We start from the raw sequence: 15,580 nt of genomic DNA, 5'->3' as shown, positions 1-15,580 counted from the left end.
CCTTCTACTTCGCTCGGGGCAGGCCGAGGATGCGTTCGGCGATCGTGTTGCGCTGGATTTCGTTGGTACCGGCGTAGATCGGCCCGCCGAGCGCGAACAGGAAGCCGTCCAGCCAGCCGCCGTCGCCGTCGTCCAGCTCGCCCGCCTCGCCGAGCAGGCGCAGCGCGGTCGCGTGCAGCTCGACGTCCATCTCGGACCAGAAGACCTTGTTGATCGAGGAGTCCGCGCCGATCGCGCCGCCCGCCTGGAGCTTGGTGACGGTGCCGAAGGTGAACAGCCGGTACGCCTCGGCGTCCATCCAGGCGCGCACCACCGCGTCCCGCTCGGCCGGGCGCGGGTCCTGCTTGTACAGGTCGATCAGCTTGTTCGCGGGCGCCACGAAGCGGCCGGGGCTGCGCAGGTTGAGCCCGCGCTCGCTGCCGGTGGTGGCGATCATGATCTTCCAGCCCTCGTTCACCCCGCCGAGCACGTCGGCGTCCGGTACGAAGACGTCGTCCAGGAAGACCTCGGCGAAGCCCGGCTCCCCGTCGAGCTGCGGGATCGGCCGCACGGTCACGCCGGCGGCGGCCAGGTCGACCATGAAGTAGGTCAGGCCGCGGTGTCGCTGCGCCTCGGGGTCGGTGCGGAACAGGCCGAACAGGCGATGGCCGTAGGTGCCGCGCGAGCTCCAGATCTTCTGCCCGTTCAGCAGCCACCCGCCGCGCTCGTCGTCGCGGTCGGCGCGCGAGCGCACGTTGGCCAGGTCGGAACCGGCCTCCGGCTCGGACCAGCCCTGGACCCAGATCTCCTCGCCGGAGGCCATCTTCGGCAGGTAGCGGTCCTGCTGCTCCTTGCTGCCGAATTCGAAGACGGTCGGCGCGAACAGGAAGATGCCGTTCTGGCTGACCCGGCCCGGGGCGCCCGCGCGGTAGTACTCCTCCTCGAAGATCAGCCATTCGGTCAGGCCGGCCTCACGGCCGCCGTATTCCCTGGGCCAGGAGACGACCGCCCAGCGCGCGTCGAAGAGCTTGCGCTCCCACGCCTGGTGGGCGGTGAAGCCCTCCCGCGTGTCCATCGACGGCAGTGGCTCGGCGGGCACGTTGGCAGCCAGCCACGCGCGCACCTCCCGGCGGAACTCCTGCTCCTGCTCGGTGAATTCGAGATCCACTGGGCGACTCCCTCGACGGGTGTGAGACCGAGGACACACAGGTCGAAACCCGGTCGGACACGGGTAGCATAACTGACGGGTCGTCAGGTTAGCTGTTGCACGCGGTGTGGCGACACCGTAAACGGCGTGCGATCGGACACGCGGGCGGCGAAATCGTCGGTCGAACAATCGAGGACCAAAGGGGGCCCCAGTGGCCGAGGCATACATCGTCGACGCGGTACGCACGCCGGTCGGCCGCAAGAAGGGCAGCCTGGCCGGGGTACACCCGGCCGACCTGGGGGCCCATGTGATCAAGGCCCTGGTCGAACGCAGCGGGATCGACCCTGACGTGGTCGAGGACGTGGTCTTCGGCGCCGTGGACACCATCGGCCCGCTGGCCGGCGACATCGCCCGCACCGCGTGGCTGGCCGCCGGCTACAGCGAGGCGGTGCCCGGGGTCACCATCGACCGCCAGTGCGGCTCCTCGCAGCAGGCGATCCACTTCGCGGCGCAGGGCGTGATGTCCGGCACGCAGGACGTGGTCGTGGCCGGCGGCGTGCAGAACATGAACCAGATCCCGATCGGATCGGCGATGACCTCCGCCGTGCCGCTCGGCTTCAGCGACCCGTTCTCCGGCTCCAAGGGCTGGGTGGCGCGCTACGGCGACGAGCCGGTCGACCAGTTCTACGGCGCCGAGCTGATCGCGAAGCGCTGGGACATCTCCCGCGAGGAGATGGAGCGCTTCGCGCTCGCGTCGCACGAGCGCGCCCTGCACGCGATCGACAACGGGTGGTTCGAGAAGGAGATCGCGCCGATCGACGTGGACGGCACCGTTGTCTCGGTCGACGAGCCGCCGCGCCGGGGCACCACGCCGGAGAAGATGGCCGAGCTGAAGGTGCTGATGGAGGGCGGCCGGATGACCGCCGCCGTCGCCTCGCAGATCTCCGACGGGGCGGCGGCGCTGCTGATCGTCTCGGAGCGCGCGCTGAAGCAGTACGGTCTGACCCCGCGCGCCCGGATCCACCACATGAGCGTGCGCGGCGCGTCCCCGATCGAGATGCTCTCCGCGCCGATCCCGGCCACCGAGTACGCGTTCGCCAAGTCCGGCCTGGGCATCGACGACATCGACGCGGTCGAGATCAACGAGGCCTTCGCGCCGGTCGTACTGTCCTGGATGAAGGACCTCAAGGCCCCGCACGAGAAGGTCAACCCCAACGGCGGCGCGATCGCCCTGGGCCACCCGCTCGGCGCCACCGGCGCCCGGCTGATGACCACCCTGCTCCACCACCTGGAGCGCACCGGCGGCCGCTACGGCCTCCAGACCATGTGCGAGGGCGGCGGCCAGGCCAACGTCACCATCATCGAACGCCTGGGCTGACCCGGCGGCAGGCGAACGCCCGCAGGGCGCGACCACCGATGGTGGTCGCGCCCTGCGGGTTTCGGGGGGGCTTCGGTCAGAGTTGGCGCTGGTAGACGTGCGGCTCGTAGTCGGTGGGGTGCTGCCGCGCCGCGTGTTGCGGGGCGTGGATGCGGGGGATGCGGCTGGGCCACCAGTTGGCGTTGCCCAGGAGGGTCATCAGCGAGGGCAGGATCACGATCCGGACCACGATCGCGTCGATCAGGACCGCGGCGGCCAGGCCGATGCCCATCTGCTTCATGTCCAGCATGCTCAGCGTGCCGAAGACCACGAAGACCGAGACCATCACGAGCGCCGCGCTGGTGATCACGCCGGCCGAGCCGGTGATGCCCTTCTCGACCGCGGCCTTGGTGGACATGCCCTGCATGGCGGCCTCGCGGATCCGGCTGACCACGAAGACGTGGTAGTCCATCGAGAGGCCGAACAGCACCACGAACAGGAACAGCGGCAGCCAGGAGATGATCGCGCCGCTGGAGTGGAAGTCCAGGATGCCCTCGGCCCAGGTGTGCTGGAAGACCACGACCAGGAAGCCGAAGGCGGCCAGCGCGGAGAGCAGGTTGATCCCGATCGCGGTGAGCGCGACGACCACCGAGCGGAACGTCACCGACATCATCACGAAGGTCAGCAGCAGCACGAAGGCGATCACCAGCGGCAGCTTGTCCTGCACGTGGGCGGCGAAGTCCTTGTTCTCGGCCGTCTCACCGGAGACCGCGAACTCCGCGCCCGCCACCTTGCCGACGGTGTTCGGCAGCACGCTCTCGCGCAGTTGCTTCAGCGCCGCCTTGGCCTGCGTCGAGCTGGAGATGTGCGGCGTGGTCACGTCGACCTTGAACGCGCGCCCGTCCTCGGAGACCAACACCTCGACCGGGTCCTGGGTGAACAGCGGGTTGTTCCGGGTCTGGGCGACCGCCCGGTCCAGCGCGGCGCGGGTCTCCTTCTCCTTGCCGACCGGAGCCAGCGCGACCAGGTTGTACGGGCTGTGCTTGCTCGGGTAGGCGTCCGTCATCCGGTCGTAGGTCTGCATCGTGGACATCGAGCGCGGGAAGTCGTCACCGGAGGTGTTCTGCAGCTTCATGTCGAAGGCCGGCAGGGCCAGCGCGCCCAGCGCGACCACCGACACCGCCAGGGTGATGCCCGGGTGGTTCAGCGCGGGACGCAGCAGCGCCTTCCACACGCGCGGCTCGCGGTCCTCGCGGGCGGTCAGGCGCCACAGCAGCGGGATGCGCGGCCGGTCGATCCGCTTGCCCAACTTGGCCAGCAGCGCGGGCAGCACGGTGAGCGAGCCGATCATGGCGACCGCGACCACGATGATGCCGCCGGTGGCCAGGCTGGAGAAGATCGCGTCGTCGGCGATGTACATGCCGGCCATCGAGACGGCCACCGCGATCGCGGAGACCACCACGGCGTGCCCGGAAGTGGCGGCGGCGATCTCGATCGCGTCGATCCGGTCGCGGCCCTTGGCCCGCTCCTCGCGCTCACGCTTGACGTAGAAGAGCGAGTAGTCGACGCCGACCGCCATGCCCATCATGGTGATCACGCTGGAGACGGTGCCCGAGTCCGGGAAGACCGCGGAGGCCAGGCCGTACAGACCGATCGAGGCACCGACCGCCGAGATGGCCAGCAGCACCGGCACCGCGGCGGCGATCATCGCGCCGAACGCCACCATCAGGATGATCAAGGTGACCGGCAGGCTGAACAGTTCGGCCTGCCCGAGGTCCTTGCCGATCTGGTCCTGGATGCCCTTGCCGATCGACGCGTCGCCGATCTCCTCGACCCGTAGCTCGGGGTGCGCCTTCTGCACGCTCGCCGTCGCCTTGAGCAACGGGTCGATGTGGTCCTGGGCCTTGTCGGCGGATCCCTTCATGGTGAACGGGACCAGCAGCGCCCGGCCGTTCGTGGCCGGGATCGGCGCGGCGACCTCGGCGACCTCGGGCAGCGCCCGCAGCTTGGCGGTGACCTCGCCGGCGACCCGGTCGGCCGCGGCCCGGTCGAGCGTGCCGCTCTTCGCGGTGATCAGCACGTTCTCGCTCGCCGCGCCGTCGAGGCCGTACTGCCGGGAGATCTCGTCGGCCCGACCGGACTGGCCGGTGCCCATGTCCGCGTTCGTGGTCTTCTCGGTGCCCACCATGCCCCCGACGACCAGGCAGATGGCGACGAAGGCGATCCACATGGTGATCGCCCGCCACGGGTGGGTGGCGCTCCATCGTGCGACGCGAACGGTCGCCGGCTGCTTGGTCATTGTCAGGTCCCCTCGTGTTCCACTGCGTGTCCCGCTGACAGTTCGAGTCTGTCGGCGGGGCACGCGCGGAACACTGCGTCGAACCCCCGACCCGGGGTGGGTCCAGACCCACCCCGCGGGTGCGTTCGCACCCCGGGCACGCACGACGCCGGCACCGCCCGGAGGGGGCGATGCCGACGTTCGCACGCGCGGCGGCGGGGGTCGGCGCGGGTCAGACCCGGGCGGACTCCAGGTCGTGCAGGATGCCACTGGCCTGCTCGGTGATCCGGGTGATCAGTTCGGCGCACGAGGGCAGGTCCTCGATCACGCCGACCACCTGGCCCGAGGCCATCACGCCCAGGTCCGGACGGCCGTCCACCATCGCGGCCTTGAGCAACATCGGGGTGTTGGCCGCCATCAGCACCTGCGGCCAGCTCAGCCCCTGCGACTTCTTCATCGCCAGGCCCTCGCGGGCCATGTCGGTGAGCTTGCTGCCGCTGAGCTTTCGGAACCTCATCGCGTTGGCGATCGAGCGCGGATAGCGGGCGATCGCCGAGCGCTGTTCGAGCCGCTTGACGAAGTCGGTGGCCAGCACCCGGTGCGGGACGCCGTCGACCTCCTTGGACACGATCGTGCCGTTGACGTCGGTGGCCAGGTAGACGTCCTTGACCGCCTGGCCCACCGGGCTGTCCGAGGTGAGCAGGAAGCGGGTGCCCATCGCGATCGCGTCCGCGCCGTACGCCAGCGCGGCGACCAGGCCGCGCCCGTCGAAGAAGCCGCCGGCCGCGATCACCGTGACGTCGCTGCCCCGCAGTACGTCGGTCACCTGCGGCAGCAGCAGCGTGGTCGGGATCGAGCCGGTGTGCCCGCCGCCCTCGCCGCCCTGCACGATCACGCCGTCGACGCCCCACTCGGCGACCTTCTGCGCGTGCCGCTTGGCGCCGATCGAGGGCACCACCAGCATGCCCAGGTCGTGCGCGCGCTTGATCAGGTCCTTCTTCGGCGCCTGCGCGAACGAGGCGACCCCGATGCCCTCGCGGCCCATCAGGTCGATCCGCTCGGCCGCGTCCGGCGCGTCCGCGCGCAGGTTGACCGCGAACGCCTTGGTGGTGCTCTTCTTGACCGCCGCGATCGCCGCGACCAGTTCGTCGTAGGTCATCGTGGCCGAGGCCAGGATGCCCAGCCCGCCGGCCTCCGCGGTGGCCGCGACCAGTCGGGGGTAGGACACGTAGCCCATGCCGGTCTGCACGATCGGATACCGGACGCCGAACTTCTCGGTGAACCCGTTGCTCAGCGCGGGGTGCAGCCCGCCCGCACCCGCGCTCACGCCGGCACCTCGCGCAGCCGCATGCCGCGCGGGTCGAGCACGTCCCGCACGATCCGCAGTTCCTCGTCCGTGGGCACCCGCGAGGTGGGCACCTCGGCCGGGATCACCAGCTCGAAGCCGGTCGCCTCGACGACCTCCTCGACGGTGACGCCCGGGTGCAGCGAACGCAGCCGCATCACCTTGGCCTCGGTCTCGAAGTCGAGCACGCACAGGTTGGTGACGACCCGGCGCACCTCGTGGAAGCGCCCGGCCGAGCCCACCGCGGCGGCCCGGTCGTAGCCGACGCAGGAGACCATGTCCACCTTCGGCGTGAGCACGCGCGCCGAGTGCTTGGGGATCCAGTAGCTGGTGGTGTGGTTGATCGTGTTGCCCGGACCGCCGCGCGAGCCGAGCACCTGGCGCTTGGGCTTGGCCCAGTCACCGATCGCGGAGATGTTGGCGTTGCCGTGCGCGTCGATCTGCACCGGGCCCATCATCACGTGCCGCCGCCCGGAGGCGAGCACGTCCAACACCTGGCGGTAGGGGATCCAGCCGACCACGGCGAACTCGTCCGGCTTGGCGCCCAGTCGGGCGTCGCCCTCGAAGAAGTACGACTCGCCGTTGGAGAGCATCAGGTCGGGCTCGAACGTCGCGCGGGCCAGCCGGGCGCCGATCGTGGGCACGGCACCCATCGGGCTGCCGATGATCTCGCCGTCGCCGCGGAAACAGTCCGCGACGGCGGCGACGCACACGTCGGCCCGGGTGGCCTCGGTCAGGGTCTCGCTGCTCACTTGGCGGTCTCCTTCTTGAACTCCTCGACGGCGGCCTGGTACGCCGCTTCGCTCTCGACCTTGAGGAATCGCTGCTCGAACGCGGCCCACGCCTCGGGGTCGGCGGCGGCGGTGACGTACGCCTTCTGGAACGCCTCGTCGCGGCCGTACTCCGGCGGACACTCGGTGAAGTGCGCGCCGTTGGGCGCCTCGACCACGCCGTGCGTCATGTAGCGGTGCACGGTCAGCGTGTGCACGCAGCCCGCCGCCTTGAGCAGTTCCTCGCTCGGCACGATCCGCTCGGCCGAGACGTACGCCTTCTCGGCCGCGAGGCAGAACAGGTCGTCCATGAACTGGTCCGGGCCGGTCAGCGCGGCGTTGCCCCGCTCGTCGGCGACGTTGGCGTGGATCAGCGCGGCGTCCAGGTTCAGCGCCGGCATCGCCACCAACGTCTCGTCGCCGTACGGCGATTCGATCGTCTTCAGGTGCGGCGAGACCTTGAGGATGTCCGAGCCCAGGCCCGCGCGGGTGGGCAGGAACGGCAACCGCTGGGCGGCGGCGCGCAGACCGGTGAGGAACATGCCCTCGTCGTACTCGACCGCCTCGACCAGGCCGTTCTCGCGCACGTGGCGGAAGTTGGGCTCCAGCGGGATCGAGTCGAGCGAGACGAACGCGTAGACGAGCTTGCTCGCCTTGCCGGCCCGGGCCAGCAGCCCGACGTCGGGGCCGCCGTAGGAGACGACGGTCAGGTTCTTGAGGTCGGATCGCAGGATGGCCCGGACCAGGGCCATCGGCTTGCGCCGCGAACCCCAGCCGCCGATGCCGATGGTCATCCCGTCGGAGAGTTGTGCGACGACCTGATCGGGCGTCATGCGCTTGTCAGCCATGGATGGTTGCTCCGTCTCTACGTCGAGGGGTCGGCGTCACTTCGAGGTGTCCGCGTCGCGACCCTCGGTGAAGGCGTCGCGCAGTTCGTCCGACACGCCGGTCAGGTTCAGTTCGAACGTGAAGCCCTGCTCGTAGCGGTACGAACGCTTGACGTCGACCGGGTCGATGCCGTTCAGCGACGCCTTCGCGGCGCGGATGACGGTCGGGCTCTTCGCCGCGATGGCCCGAGCCACCTCGAACGCCGTCTCGACCAGCTTGTCCCGGTCCACCAGCTTGTAGATCGAGCCGTACGCGTGGAGTTCGGCCGCAGGGGCGTTCTCCGACGTGTAGACCATCTGTCGCATCCGGTGTTGCGGGACCAGCCGGGCCAGGTGGGTGGCCGCGCCGAGCGCGCCGCGGTCCACCTCGGGCAGGCCGAAGAACGCGTCGTGCGACGCGACGATGATGTCCGCGTTGCCGACCAGACCGATGCCGCCGCCCACGCAGAACCCGTGCACCGCCGCGATGACCGGCACCTCGCAGTCGTACACCGCGGCGAACGCGTCGAAGCAGCCCTTGTTGGCCGCGACCAGCGCGTCGAAGCCCTCGGTGTTCGACATTTCCTTGATGTCCACGCCGGCGTTGAAGCCGCGGCCCTCGGCCCGGAGCACCACGGCCCGGACCTGCGGGTCGCGGCTCGCCTCGCGGAGTCGGTCCGCGAGCTCGAACCAGCCGGCGACGGTGAGCGCGTTGACGGGGGGTGCGTCCAGCACCACCTCGGCGATGCCCTCACGCACCTCGTAACGGATAGCCATGGCAACCAGATCCATTCGGCCGCGTGCGTCGGATCGGCCGGTGACGTCCCAGGTACCGGCGGCTGCGGCCGACGCGGCCGTCCGGTCGTGAGAGGCACATCACCACCCGATCTGACTGATCGTCAGATTTCTGCCACCATAGTTGACCCCGAGCGACCCACGCCAGACGAAGCGAGCGTGGCGCCCACGACACCGCAGCCCGTCAGGAGCAGGCCATGACGTCCTCCCCCAACCCGCTCGACATGAGTGGACGCGTCGTTCTCGTCACCGGTGGCGGCAAGGGGATCGGACGGGGCATCAGCGAGCGCTTCCTGACCGCCGGCGCCGACGTGGTGGTGTGTTCGCGCCGCGAGCCCGAGACGCTGCCCGCCGCCGGCGGACGCACCGCCGTGTACACCCCCGCGGACGTGCGCGACCCCGACACGGCTTTCGCCGCCGTGGAGTTCGTCGAGGAACGCTTCGGTCGGCTGGACGTGCTGGTGAACAACGCGGGCGGCGCGCCGCAGACCGACGCGGCCACCGCGTCGCCGCGGTTCTCCAAGGCGATCATCGAGCTGAATCTGCTCGGTCCGCTGTATTTCGCGCAGGCCGCCCACCGCTTGATGCACCGTCAAGAAACCGGCGGGGTGATCGTGAACATCTCCAGCGTGAGCGGTGTGCGCCCCTCGCCGGGCACCGCGGCCTACGGCGCGGCCAAGGCCGGGATGAACTCGCTGACCCGCTCGCTGGCCGTCGAGTGGGCGCCCAAAATCCGACTCAACTCCGTGATCGTGGGCCTGGTCCGGACCGAACAGGCGCACCTGCACTACGGGGACGAGGCCGGCGTGCAGCGGGTGGCGGACACGATTCCGCTCGGTCGGATGGCCGACCCCTCCGACGTCGCGGACGTATGCCTGTTCCTCGCGTCGCCGATGTCACGGTACGTCAGCGGAGCGGAACTGCTCATGCACGGTGGCGGGGAAATGCCCGCTTTCCTCCGTGCGGCGGACAGCGAGACCGATCATGCGCCCGTAAACTGACGGCATGACAGGACAAGTTCGCACCGTCGACGGCCGCGTCGCCGGGCGACGCGGACAGGCGACGCGGCAAAAGCTGCTCGACTGCCTCCGCGAGATGCTCGACACGTCTCCGTACCGGGACGTCAAGGTCATCGACGTCGCCCGTATGGCAGGCACCTCTCCCGCCACCTTCTACCAGTACTTTCAGGACGTCGAGAGTGCGATCCTGGAGATCGCGAACGACATGGCCAAGGACGGCCAGCGGCTGAAGACTCTCGCCGAGGACCAGAACTGGTCCGGCAAGGGCGGCTTCGCCGCCGCCGAGGCCCTGGCCGACGGATTCCTCGAGTTCTGGCGGGACTACGAGCCGATCCTGCGCGTCGTCGACCTGGCCTCGGCCGAGGGCGACAAGCGCTTCTACAAGGTGCGCCAGAAGATTCTGACGGCGGTCACCGGTTCGCTCACCGAGGCCATCGAGAACATGCAGGCCAAGGGCAAGGTCGGCGACGACGTGCAGCCCAACGCCATGGCGGGCACCCTCGTCGCGATGCTGGCGGCGGTGGCCGGGCACCAGAAGGGCTTCGAATCCTGGAACATCAAGATGAAGGACGTCCGCCCGGCGCTGTCCACGCTGGTGTTCATGGGCGTCACGGGGAAGAAGCCCCCGACCCGGTAGCAACGCGTGTGCGCAGACGCCGGACGGGCCGATACCGGCCCGTCCGGCGTTCGAGGACACGACTGGATCCCTAGATGCCCGCCAACTCCGCGATCCGCTCGCGCTGTGCGCCCCGATCACCGAGCAGGTGCGCGGACGTGATGGCCCGCTTCAGGTAGAGGTGGCAGTCGTACTCCCAGGTGAAGCCGACCCCGCCGTGCAGTTGGATCATCTCCTCGGCGACATGCCGGTACGCGGCGGTCGCCGTCGTCATCGCCAGCGGTGCCATCACCGCCAGTTCGCCGGGCGCCGCGAGTCCGGCCGCCTCCGCCTCGGTGGCCGCCCAGGCCGCGTAGTACAGCGCGGAGCGCGCCGTCTCGACCTCGACGTACAGGTCCGCGCAGCGGTGCTTGATCGCCTGGAACGAACCGATCGGCCGACCGAACTGCACCCGCCCCTTGGTGTACTCCACGGTCGACTCCAGACAGCGCGCCGCACCGCCGACCGCCTCCGCGGCCACCGCGATCTCGGCGAGCGCCAGGACCCGCTCCACGGCCGCGTCCGCGCCGGGCGTACCCAGCAGCCTGGCGGGGGTGTTCGCGAAGGTCAGCCGGGCCTGCTTGCGGGTCTGGTCCAACGTCGGCAGCGCCGTCCGGGTCAGCCCGGCGGCGTCCTTGTCCACGGCGAGCAGCGCGAGGTCGCCATTGACCCGTGCCACCACCACGATCAGATCCGCGATCAAGCCGTCGATCACGTGCGTCTTGACGCCGTCCACGCGCCACCCGTCGCCGTCGGCCCGCGCGGTCGCCTCGACCGCGCGCACGTCCCGGCGACCCGGCTCGGCCAGCGCGAGCGCGCCGAGCCTCTCACCCGCCGCGATGCCCGGCAGGTACTCGGCCCGCGCGCCCTCGTCGCCCGCGTGCACGAGCGCATACGCCGTCAGCACCGACGACGCCAGGAACGGTGAGGGGAAAAGCGAGCGGCCCATCTCCTCCAGGGCCACGACCAACTCGGTGAAGCCGAAACCGACCCCGCCGTACTCCTCCGGAATCGCGAGACCGGCCAGCCCGGTCTGTTCGCACACGCGCCGCCACACCTTGGCGTCGTAGCCCGTCTCGGTGGCCATCACGGCCCGGACGGCGGGCGAGTCGCTGTGCTTGTCGAACACGTCCCGGAGTGCTCTGCGGATCTCCTGCTGCTCATCGCTGAACTCGACGTCCACGTACCGCAACTCCTTGGCACTCATGTCGTGCGGGTCGGGACGGTTGCCCGGCCCGAGTTCCGGTCGGCCCCATTGACGATCCGGCAGCCCGCGAGCACCAGTATCTGACACACCGTCATACCCTTGGAACATTGCTTTCGTCACACCTCCGAAACGTCGCCTTACCCCGGGCGTGTCGTGTTGTGTGGCATACACCACCCCCACGCCGATACTTCGCGCGCAGGCCGAAGGGACCCGTTGTGACCGTGCTCGCCCAGGTGCTTCGTGAGGCCGCCCGACGCTTTCCCGAGCGGCGGGCCCTCGTGCACGGCGGAAGCGGGTTCACCTACGGCGGGCTGGACGCGCTGACCGACCAGGTCGCCGCCGGGCTGGCCCGGCGCGGTGTCCGGCCCGGCGACCTGGTCGCCCTCGTGCTCCCGTCCGGGCTCGAGTACGTGGTCGCCTACACCGCCCTGGCCCGGCTCGGCGCGATCACCACCGGCGTGGGACCGCGCTACACCCCCACCGAGCGCGCCGCGATCCTGGACCGGGCCGCACCGGATCTGGTGCTGGCCACCGAGGAACTGGCCGAGGGCGTCCCGGCCGGACCCGAACTCCTGCGCTGTGTGCCGGCCGCCGGCGCGCAGGACGTGTGGGCCGAACTCCGCCGCGAGGAGATTCCGCCCGCACCACCGGTGACCGGGGATCAGGACCCGGACCTGCCCGAGACGGTCGTGTTCACCTCGGGCACCACCGGCACCCCGAAGGGCGCCCTGTTCACGTCCCGGCAGATCGCCGCCATCACCGCGATGGACACCGGCGACCGCTGGGGCGAGGGCGGCCCGCAACTGGTCGCCACCGGCCTGCCGCACGTCGGCTTCATGACCAAACTGGCCGGCTACCTCAAGATGGGCGCGACCCTGCACCTGCTCGGCCGCTGGCGGGCCCAGGACGCACTGCGCCTGGTCGCCCGCGAGCAGATCCCCTACCTCGGCGGCGTGGCCGCGCAGGTCTCCCTCCTGCTCGGCCGACCGGAGTTCGACCGCTACGACCTCACCCACGTACGCGGTCTCATCGTCGGCGGCGGGCCGTCCCCCGCCCCCCTCGTGCACGAGGCCCGGACCCGTTTCGGGGCGGGCTACTCGATTCGCTACTCGTCCACCGAGTCCGGGGGGCTGGGTACGCTCACCGCGTTCGACGCCCCCGACTCGGAGGCGCTGCACACGGTCGGCCGCCCCCGGCCGGGCACCGAACTGGAGATCCGCGACCCGCGGACCGGCACCGTCCTGCCGGTCGGCGCGGAGGGGCAGATCTGCCTGCGCTCGCCCGCCGTGATGGCGGGCTACTGGCGCGACCCCGAAGCCGACGCCGCCGCCCTCGACGGCGACGGTCGGCTGCACACCGGCGACCTCGGCCGGATCGACGAGGCCGGCTGCCTGCGGATCACCGGGCGGATGACGGAGATGTACATCCGCGGCGGATACAACGTGTATCCGCAGGAGGTGGAGGCGGTGTTGCTCGACCATCCCGACGTGGCCTCGGTCGCGGTCGTCCCCCGACCCAGTCGGGTGATGGGCGAGATCGGCGTCGCGGTCGTGGTGTCACGTGCCGCATCCGAGCCATCACTGGCCGCATTGCGTGAGTTCGCGGCCTCGCGGTTGTCCGCGCACAAACTTCCCGAGGCGATCCGGATCGTGCCTGAGCTACCGCTCACCGGGATGGACAAAGTGGACCGCAGATCCTTGACCGAACGTGAGAAGTCCTTCGGGGACATTTAGTAACCGCGCGATGACCAGCAGATATCAGCAACATGTTTGACCAAGTCAGCAAATGTCCAGGTGATCGGACAGATGCGTCGGGACCGGGCCGGTGAGACAGTGGACAGCCCTGACGTCCCATCAGCAAGCTAACTGACTAACCGTCAGCTCGATTCCAGTGTCGATCGGATCTGGCGGCGACGAAAGATCGAAAAAGGGACGGGCGCGATGATGCTTCACGACAGCAGAGGACACCACTTCCCGGGGCACACTCGAACCAGCGTCACCGTGAACGCGGATCCGTCGGCCGAACTCGACGTGACCGGCCGACCACTCGCGCTCCGCCCCGCCGACCTGGACCGCTTCTTCCGACCTCGCACGGTGGCCGTGATCGGCGCCTCGGACACCGAGGGCCGACCCGGCGCACGGATCACCGCGCAACTGATCGCGTGGGCCGATCGAGTGGGCGCGCGGTTGTTCCCGGTCAACCCCAAACACGAGCGAATCGCCGGCCGACCGTGCCACGCGGACATCTCGGCGGTCCCCGAGCCGGTCGACCTGGCCGTTGTCCTGGTCGGCGACCCGGCCGAGGTACTGGAGCAACTCGCGGGCGCCGGCGTCGGTTTCGCGGTCGTGTTCGCGGCCGGCTTCGCCGAGGCGGGGGCCGCCGGAGCCGAGGCCCAGGCCCGGCTCGCCCAGCTCACCTCGGGCGGCTCGTTGCGCCTGCTCGGGCCGAACACCAACCTCAACGCGTTCGAGGAGTTCCGCACCGACCTCGAAGGCCCCGCGATCGCGCTGATCACCCAGAGCGGGCACCAGGGCCGTCCGGTCTTCGCCGCCCAGGAGATCGGCATCCGGGTGTCCCATTGGGCCCCGGTCGGCAACGAGGCGGACCTGGAAATCGCGGACTTCGTCCGACACTTCTCCGATCAGGAGGAGGTCGGCGTGATCGCCGCCTACGTCGAGGGGTTCAAGGACGGCCGGACCTTCGCGCTGGCGGCCGACCACGCGGCCCGGCAGGGCGTACCGGTGGTCGTGGTCAAGGTGGGACGGACCGAGACCGGGGCCCGGATGGCCCAGTCGCACACCGGCAAGCTGACCGGCGGCGACCGCACCGCGTCGGCGGTGTTCCGCCAGTACGGGGTCACCCGGGTCGACGGCCTCGACGAACTGATCGACACGTCCCAGTTGTTCGCGCGCACCGGGACCCCGCTCGCGCAGGGGGTCTGCGTCTACTCGATCTCCGGCGGCACCGGCGCGCACATGGCCGACCTCGCCGCCGCCGAGGGCCTGACGGTGCCGCCGCTCGACCGGTCCACCCAGGAGAAGCTGCACACCTGGATACCGCCCTACCTGACCGTGTCCAACCCCGTGGACAACGGCGGCCACCCGGCCGGGGACGAGCGGGGCCGCAAGATCATCGACGCGATCCTGGCCGATCCCGCGATCGGGGTGCTGGTGTGTCCGATCACCGGCGCGTTCCCGCCGATGAGCGACCGGCTCGCGCAGGACCTGGTGGACGCGGCGGAGGCGACCGACAAGGTGGTCTGCGTGGTCTGGGGCTCGCCGGTGGGCGACGAGAGCGCCTATCGCGAGATCCTGCTCAAGTCGAACAAGGTGGTGGTCTTCCGCACGTTCGGCAACTGTGTGCGGGCGCTGCGGGCGTACTTCGACTACCACCGCTTCCGCACCCAGTACTCGTCGCCGTTCGAGGACGTCCCGCGGCTCGCGTCGCCGGCCGCGGCCAAGGCCAAGCGGCTGCTGTCCTCGGGCAAGCCGCTGTCCGAGCACTCGGCGAAGCAGTTGTTGCGCACGTACGGGATCCGGGTGCCGCGCGAGCAACTGGTCACCTCGGCCGCCGCCGCGGTGCGGGCGGCCGGGCTGATCGGCTACCCCGTGGTGATGAAGGCGTGCGGCCCGCAACTGCCGCACAAGAGCGACCTGGGTCTGGTCAAGCTGGGCCTGCGCTCGGCGAGCCAGGTGCGGGACGCGTACCGCGAGATCACCGACGCGGCCAAGGAGGCGGGCGCGGGTCGGCTCGAAGGCGTCCTGGTGTGCCAGCAGGTCGATCGCGGCGTCGAGATGGTGGTCGGCATCTCGCACGACGACCTGTTCGGGCCGACCGTCTCGGTCGGTCTGGGCGGGATCTTCGTCGAGGTCTTCGACGACATCGCGATCGGGGTGCCGCCGTTCGGCGCCTACGAGGTCAAGCGCATGCTCGGCGAACTCCGCGGCCTCAAGTGCCTCCAGGGCATGCGCGGCCAGCCCCCCGCCGACCTGGACGCGCTCGTCGACGTGGTCATGCGGGTACAGCGCATGGCGCTCGAACTGGGCGACGAACTCGCCGAGTTGGACATCAACCCGCTGATGGTGATGCCCCGCGGCGGCGGCACGGTGGCCTTGGACGCGCTCGCCGTGGCCCGGTAGGGCCGAGGGCCCGTGGGGTGGCC

12 protein-coding genes are annotated in these 15,580 nt (G+C 70.3%); 5 read left to right on the top strand and 7 right to left on the bottom strand.

What is annotated here, in order from left to right; translation table 11 throughout:
- Window positions 1-4 precede the first annotated feature (4 nt).
- Window positions 5-1,147, bottom strand: coding sequence for an acyl-CoA dehydrogenase family protein (locus tag ACFXMF_RS09295; RefSeq protein ID WP_360316477.1), 1,143 nt, complete (start codon window positions 1,145-1,147; stop codon window positions 5-7).
- Window positions 1,148-1,337: 190 nt separating this feature from the next.
- Here ACFXMF_RS09295 and ACFXMF_RS09290 point away from each other — a divergent pair, with 190 nt between their 5' ends.
- The gene (locus ACFXMF_RS09290; RefSeq protein WP_360316480.1) at window positions 1,338-2,504 is read left to right on the top strand and encodes an acetyl-CoA C-acetyltransferase; all 1,167 of its coding nucleotides are present in this window, start codon (window positions 1,338-1,340) and stop codon (window positions 2,502-2,504) included.
- A gap of 76 nt (window positions 2,505-2,580) precedes the next feature.
- On the opposite strand, the gene ACFXMF_RS09285 is transcribed toward ACFXMF_RS09290, so the two are convergent.
- From ACFXMF_RS09285 to ACFXMF_RS09265, 5 genes are all read right to left on the bottom strand, one after another.
- The gene (locus tag ACFXMF_RS09285; protein ID WP_379992277.1) at window positions 2,581-4,782 is read right to left on the bottom strand and encodes an MMPL family transporter; all 2,202 of its coding nucleotides are present in this window, start codon (window positions 4,780-4,782) and stop codon (window positions 2,581-2,583) included.
- A gap of 211 nt (window positions 4,783-4,993) precedes the next feature.
- Window positions 4,994-6,088: a nitronate monooxygenase gene (locus ACFXMF_RS09280; protein WP_360316484.1), complete on the bottom strand. Its 1,095-nt coding sequence runs from the start codon at window positions 6,086-6,088 to the stop codon at window positions 4,994-4,996.
- Entirely contained in the window at window positions 6,085-6,858 is a 774-nt protein-coding gene (locus ACFXMF_RS09275; RefSeq protein WP_379992276.1) for a CoA-transferase subunit beta, read from the bottom strand. The genes ACFXMF_RS09280 and ACFXMF_RS09275 overlap by 4 nt, the downstream gene beginning before the upstream one ends.
- On the bottom strand, window positions 6,855-7,724 hold the full coding sequence (locus ACFXMF_RS09270; protein WP_360316490.1) for a CoA-transferase: 870 nt from the start codon (window positions 7,722-7,724) through the stop codon (window positions 6,855-6,857). The genes ACFXMF_RS09275 and ACFXMF_RS09270 overlap by 4 nt, the downstream gene beginning before the upstream one ends.
- A gap of 36 nt (window positions 7,725-7,760) precedes the next feature.
- Window positions 7,761-8,519 (bottom strand): enoyl-CoA hydratase family protein, encoded by a 759-nt coding sequence (locus ACFXMF_RS09265; protein WP_360316492.1) that lies wholly within the window; start codon window positions 8,517-8,519, stop codon window positions 7,761-7,763.
- Window positions 8,520-8,734: 215 nt separating this feature from the next.
- Between ACFXMF_RS09265 and ACFXMF_RS09260 the strand changes: the two genes are divergently transcribed.
- Both ACFXMF_RS09260 and ACFXMF_RS09255 read left to right on the top strand, forming a co-directional pair.
- Window positions 8,735-9,538, top strand: coding sequence for an SDR family oxidoreductase (locus ACFXMF_RS09260; RefSeq protein ID WP_379992275.1), 804 nt, complete (start codon window positions 8,735-8,737; stop codon window positions 9,536-9,538).
- Window positions 9,539-9,542: 4 nt separating this feature from the next.
- Window positions 9,543-10,193 carry a TetR/AcrR family transcriptional regulator gene (locus tag ACFXMF_RS09255; protein WP_360316497.1) on the top strand — a complete coding sequence of 217 codons (651 nt, stop codon included), beginning with the start codon at window positions 9,543-9,545 and terminating at the stop codon, window positions 10,191-10,193.
- A gap of 70 nt (window positions 10,194-10,263) precedes the next feature.
- Here the strand turns inward: ACFXMF_RS09255 and ACFXMF_RS09250 are convergent, their stop codons facing one another.
- Window positions 10,264-11,418 carry an acyl-CoA dehydrogenase family protein gene (locus tag ACFXMF_RS09250; protein WP_379992573.1) on the bottom strand — a complete coding sequence of 385 codons (1,155 nt, stop codon included), beginning with the start codon at window positions 11,416-11,418 and terminating at the stop codon, window positions 10,264-10,266.
- A gap of 215 nt (window positions 11,419-11,633) precedes the next feature.
- Here ACFXMF_RS09250 and ACFXMF_RS09245 point away from each other — a divergent pair, with 215 nt between their 5' ends.
- Window positions 11,634-13,151 (top strand): class I adenylate-forming enzyme family protein, encoded by a 1,518-nt coding sequence (locus tag ACFXMF_RS09245; RefSeq protein WP_379992574.1) that lies wholly within the window; start codon window positions 11,634-11,636, stop codon window positions 13,149-13,151.
- Window positions 13,152-13,361: 210 nt separating this feature from the next.
- Window positions 13,362-15,557, top strand: a complete 2,196-nt coding sequence (locus tag ACFXMF_RS09240; RefSeq protein WP_360316513.1) for an acetate--CoA ligase family protein — start codon at window positions 13,362-13,364, stop codon at window positions 15,555-15,557.
- The last annotated feature ends 23 nt before the right edge of the window (window positions 15,558-15,580 follow it).

Source organism: Embleya sp. NPDC059213, from assembly GCF_042754445.1.
GTDB lineage: Bacteria > Actinomycetota > Actinomycetes > Streptomycetales > Streptomycetaceae > Embleya.
The sequence above is the reverse complement of the archived record's forward strand: the minus strand, read 5'-3'. Positions and strand labels throughout refer to the sequence as shown.

Excerpts from the sequence above, each read along its gene's own strand:
- ACFXMF_RS09285 (WP_379992277.1), bottom strand. The coding sequence starts at position 4,782 with ATGACCAAGCAGCCGGCGACCGTTCGCGTCGCACGATGGAGCGCCACC.
- ACFXMF_RS09270 (WP_360316490.1), bottom strand. The coding sequence starts at position 7,724 with ATGGCTGACAAGCGCATGACGCCCGATCAGGTCGTCGCACAACTCTCC.
- ACFXMF_RS09265 (WP_360316492.1), bottom strand. The coding sequence starts at position 8,519 with ATGGCTATCCGTTACGAGGTGCGTGAGGGCATCGCCGAGGTGGTGCTG.
- ACFXMF_RS09260 (WP_379992275.1), top strand. The coding sequence starts at position 8,735 with ATGACGTCCTCCCCCAACCCGCTCGACATGAGTGGACGCGTCGTTCTC.
- ACFXMF_RS09255 (WP_360316497.1), top strand. The coding sequence starts at position 9,543 with ATGACAGGACAAGTTCGCACCGTCGACGGCCGCGTCGCCGGGCGACGC.
- ACFXMF_RS09250 (WP_379992573.1), bottom strand. The coding sequence starts at position 11,418 with ATGAGTGCCAAGGAGTTGCGGTACGTGGACGTCGAGTTCAGCGATGAG.
- ACFXMF_RS09240 (WP_360316513.1), top strand. The coding sequence starts at position 13,362 with ATGCTTCACGACAGCAGAGGACACCACTTCCCGGGGCACACTCGAACC.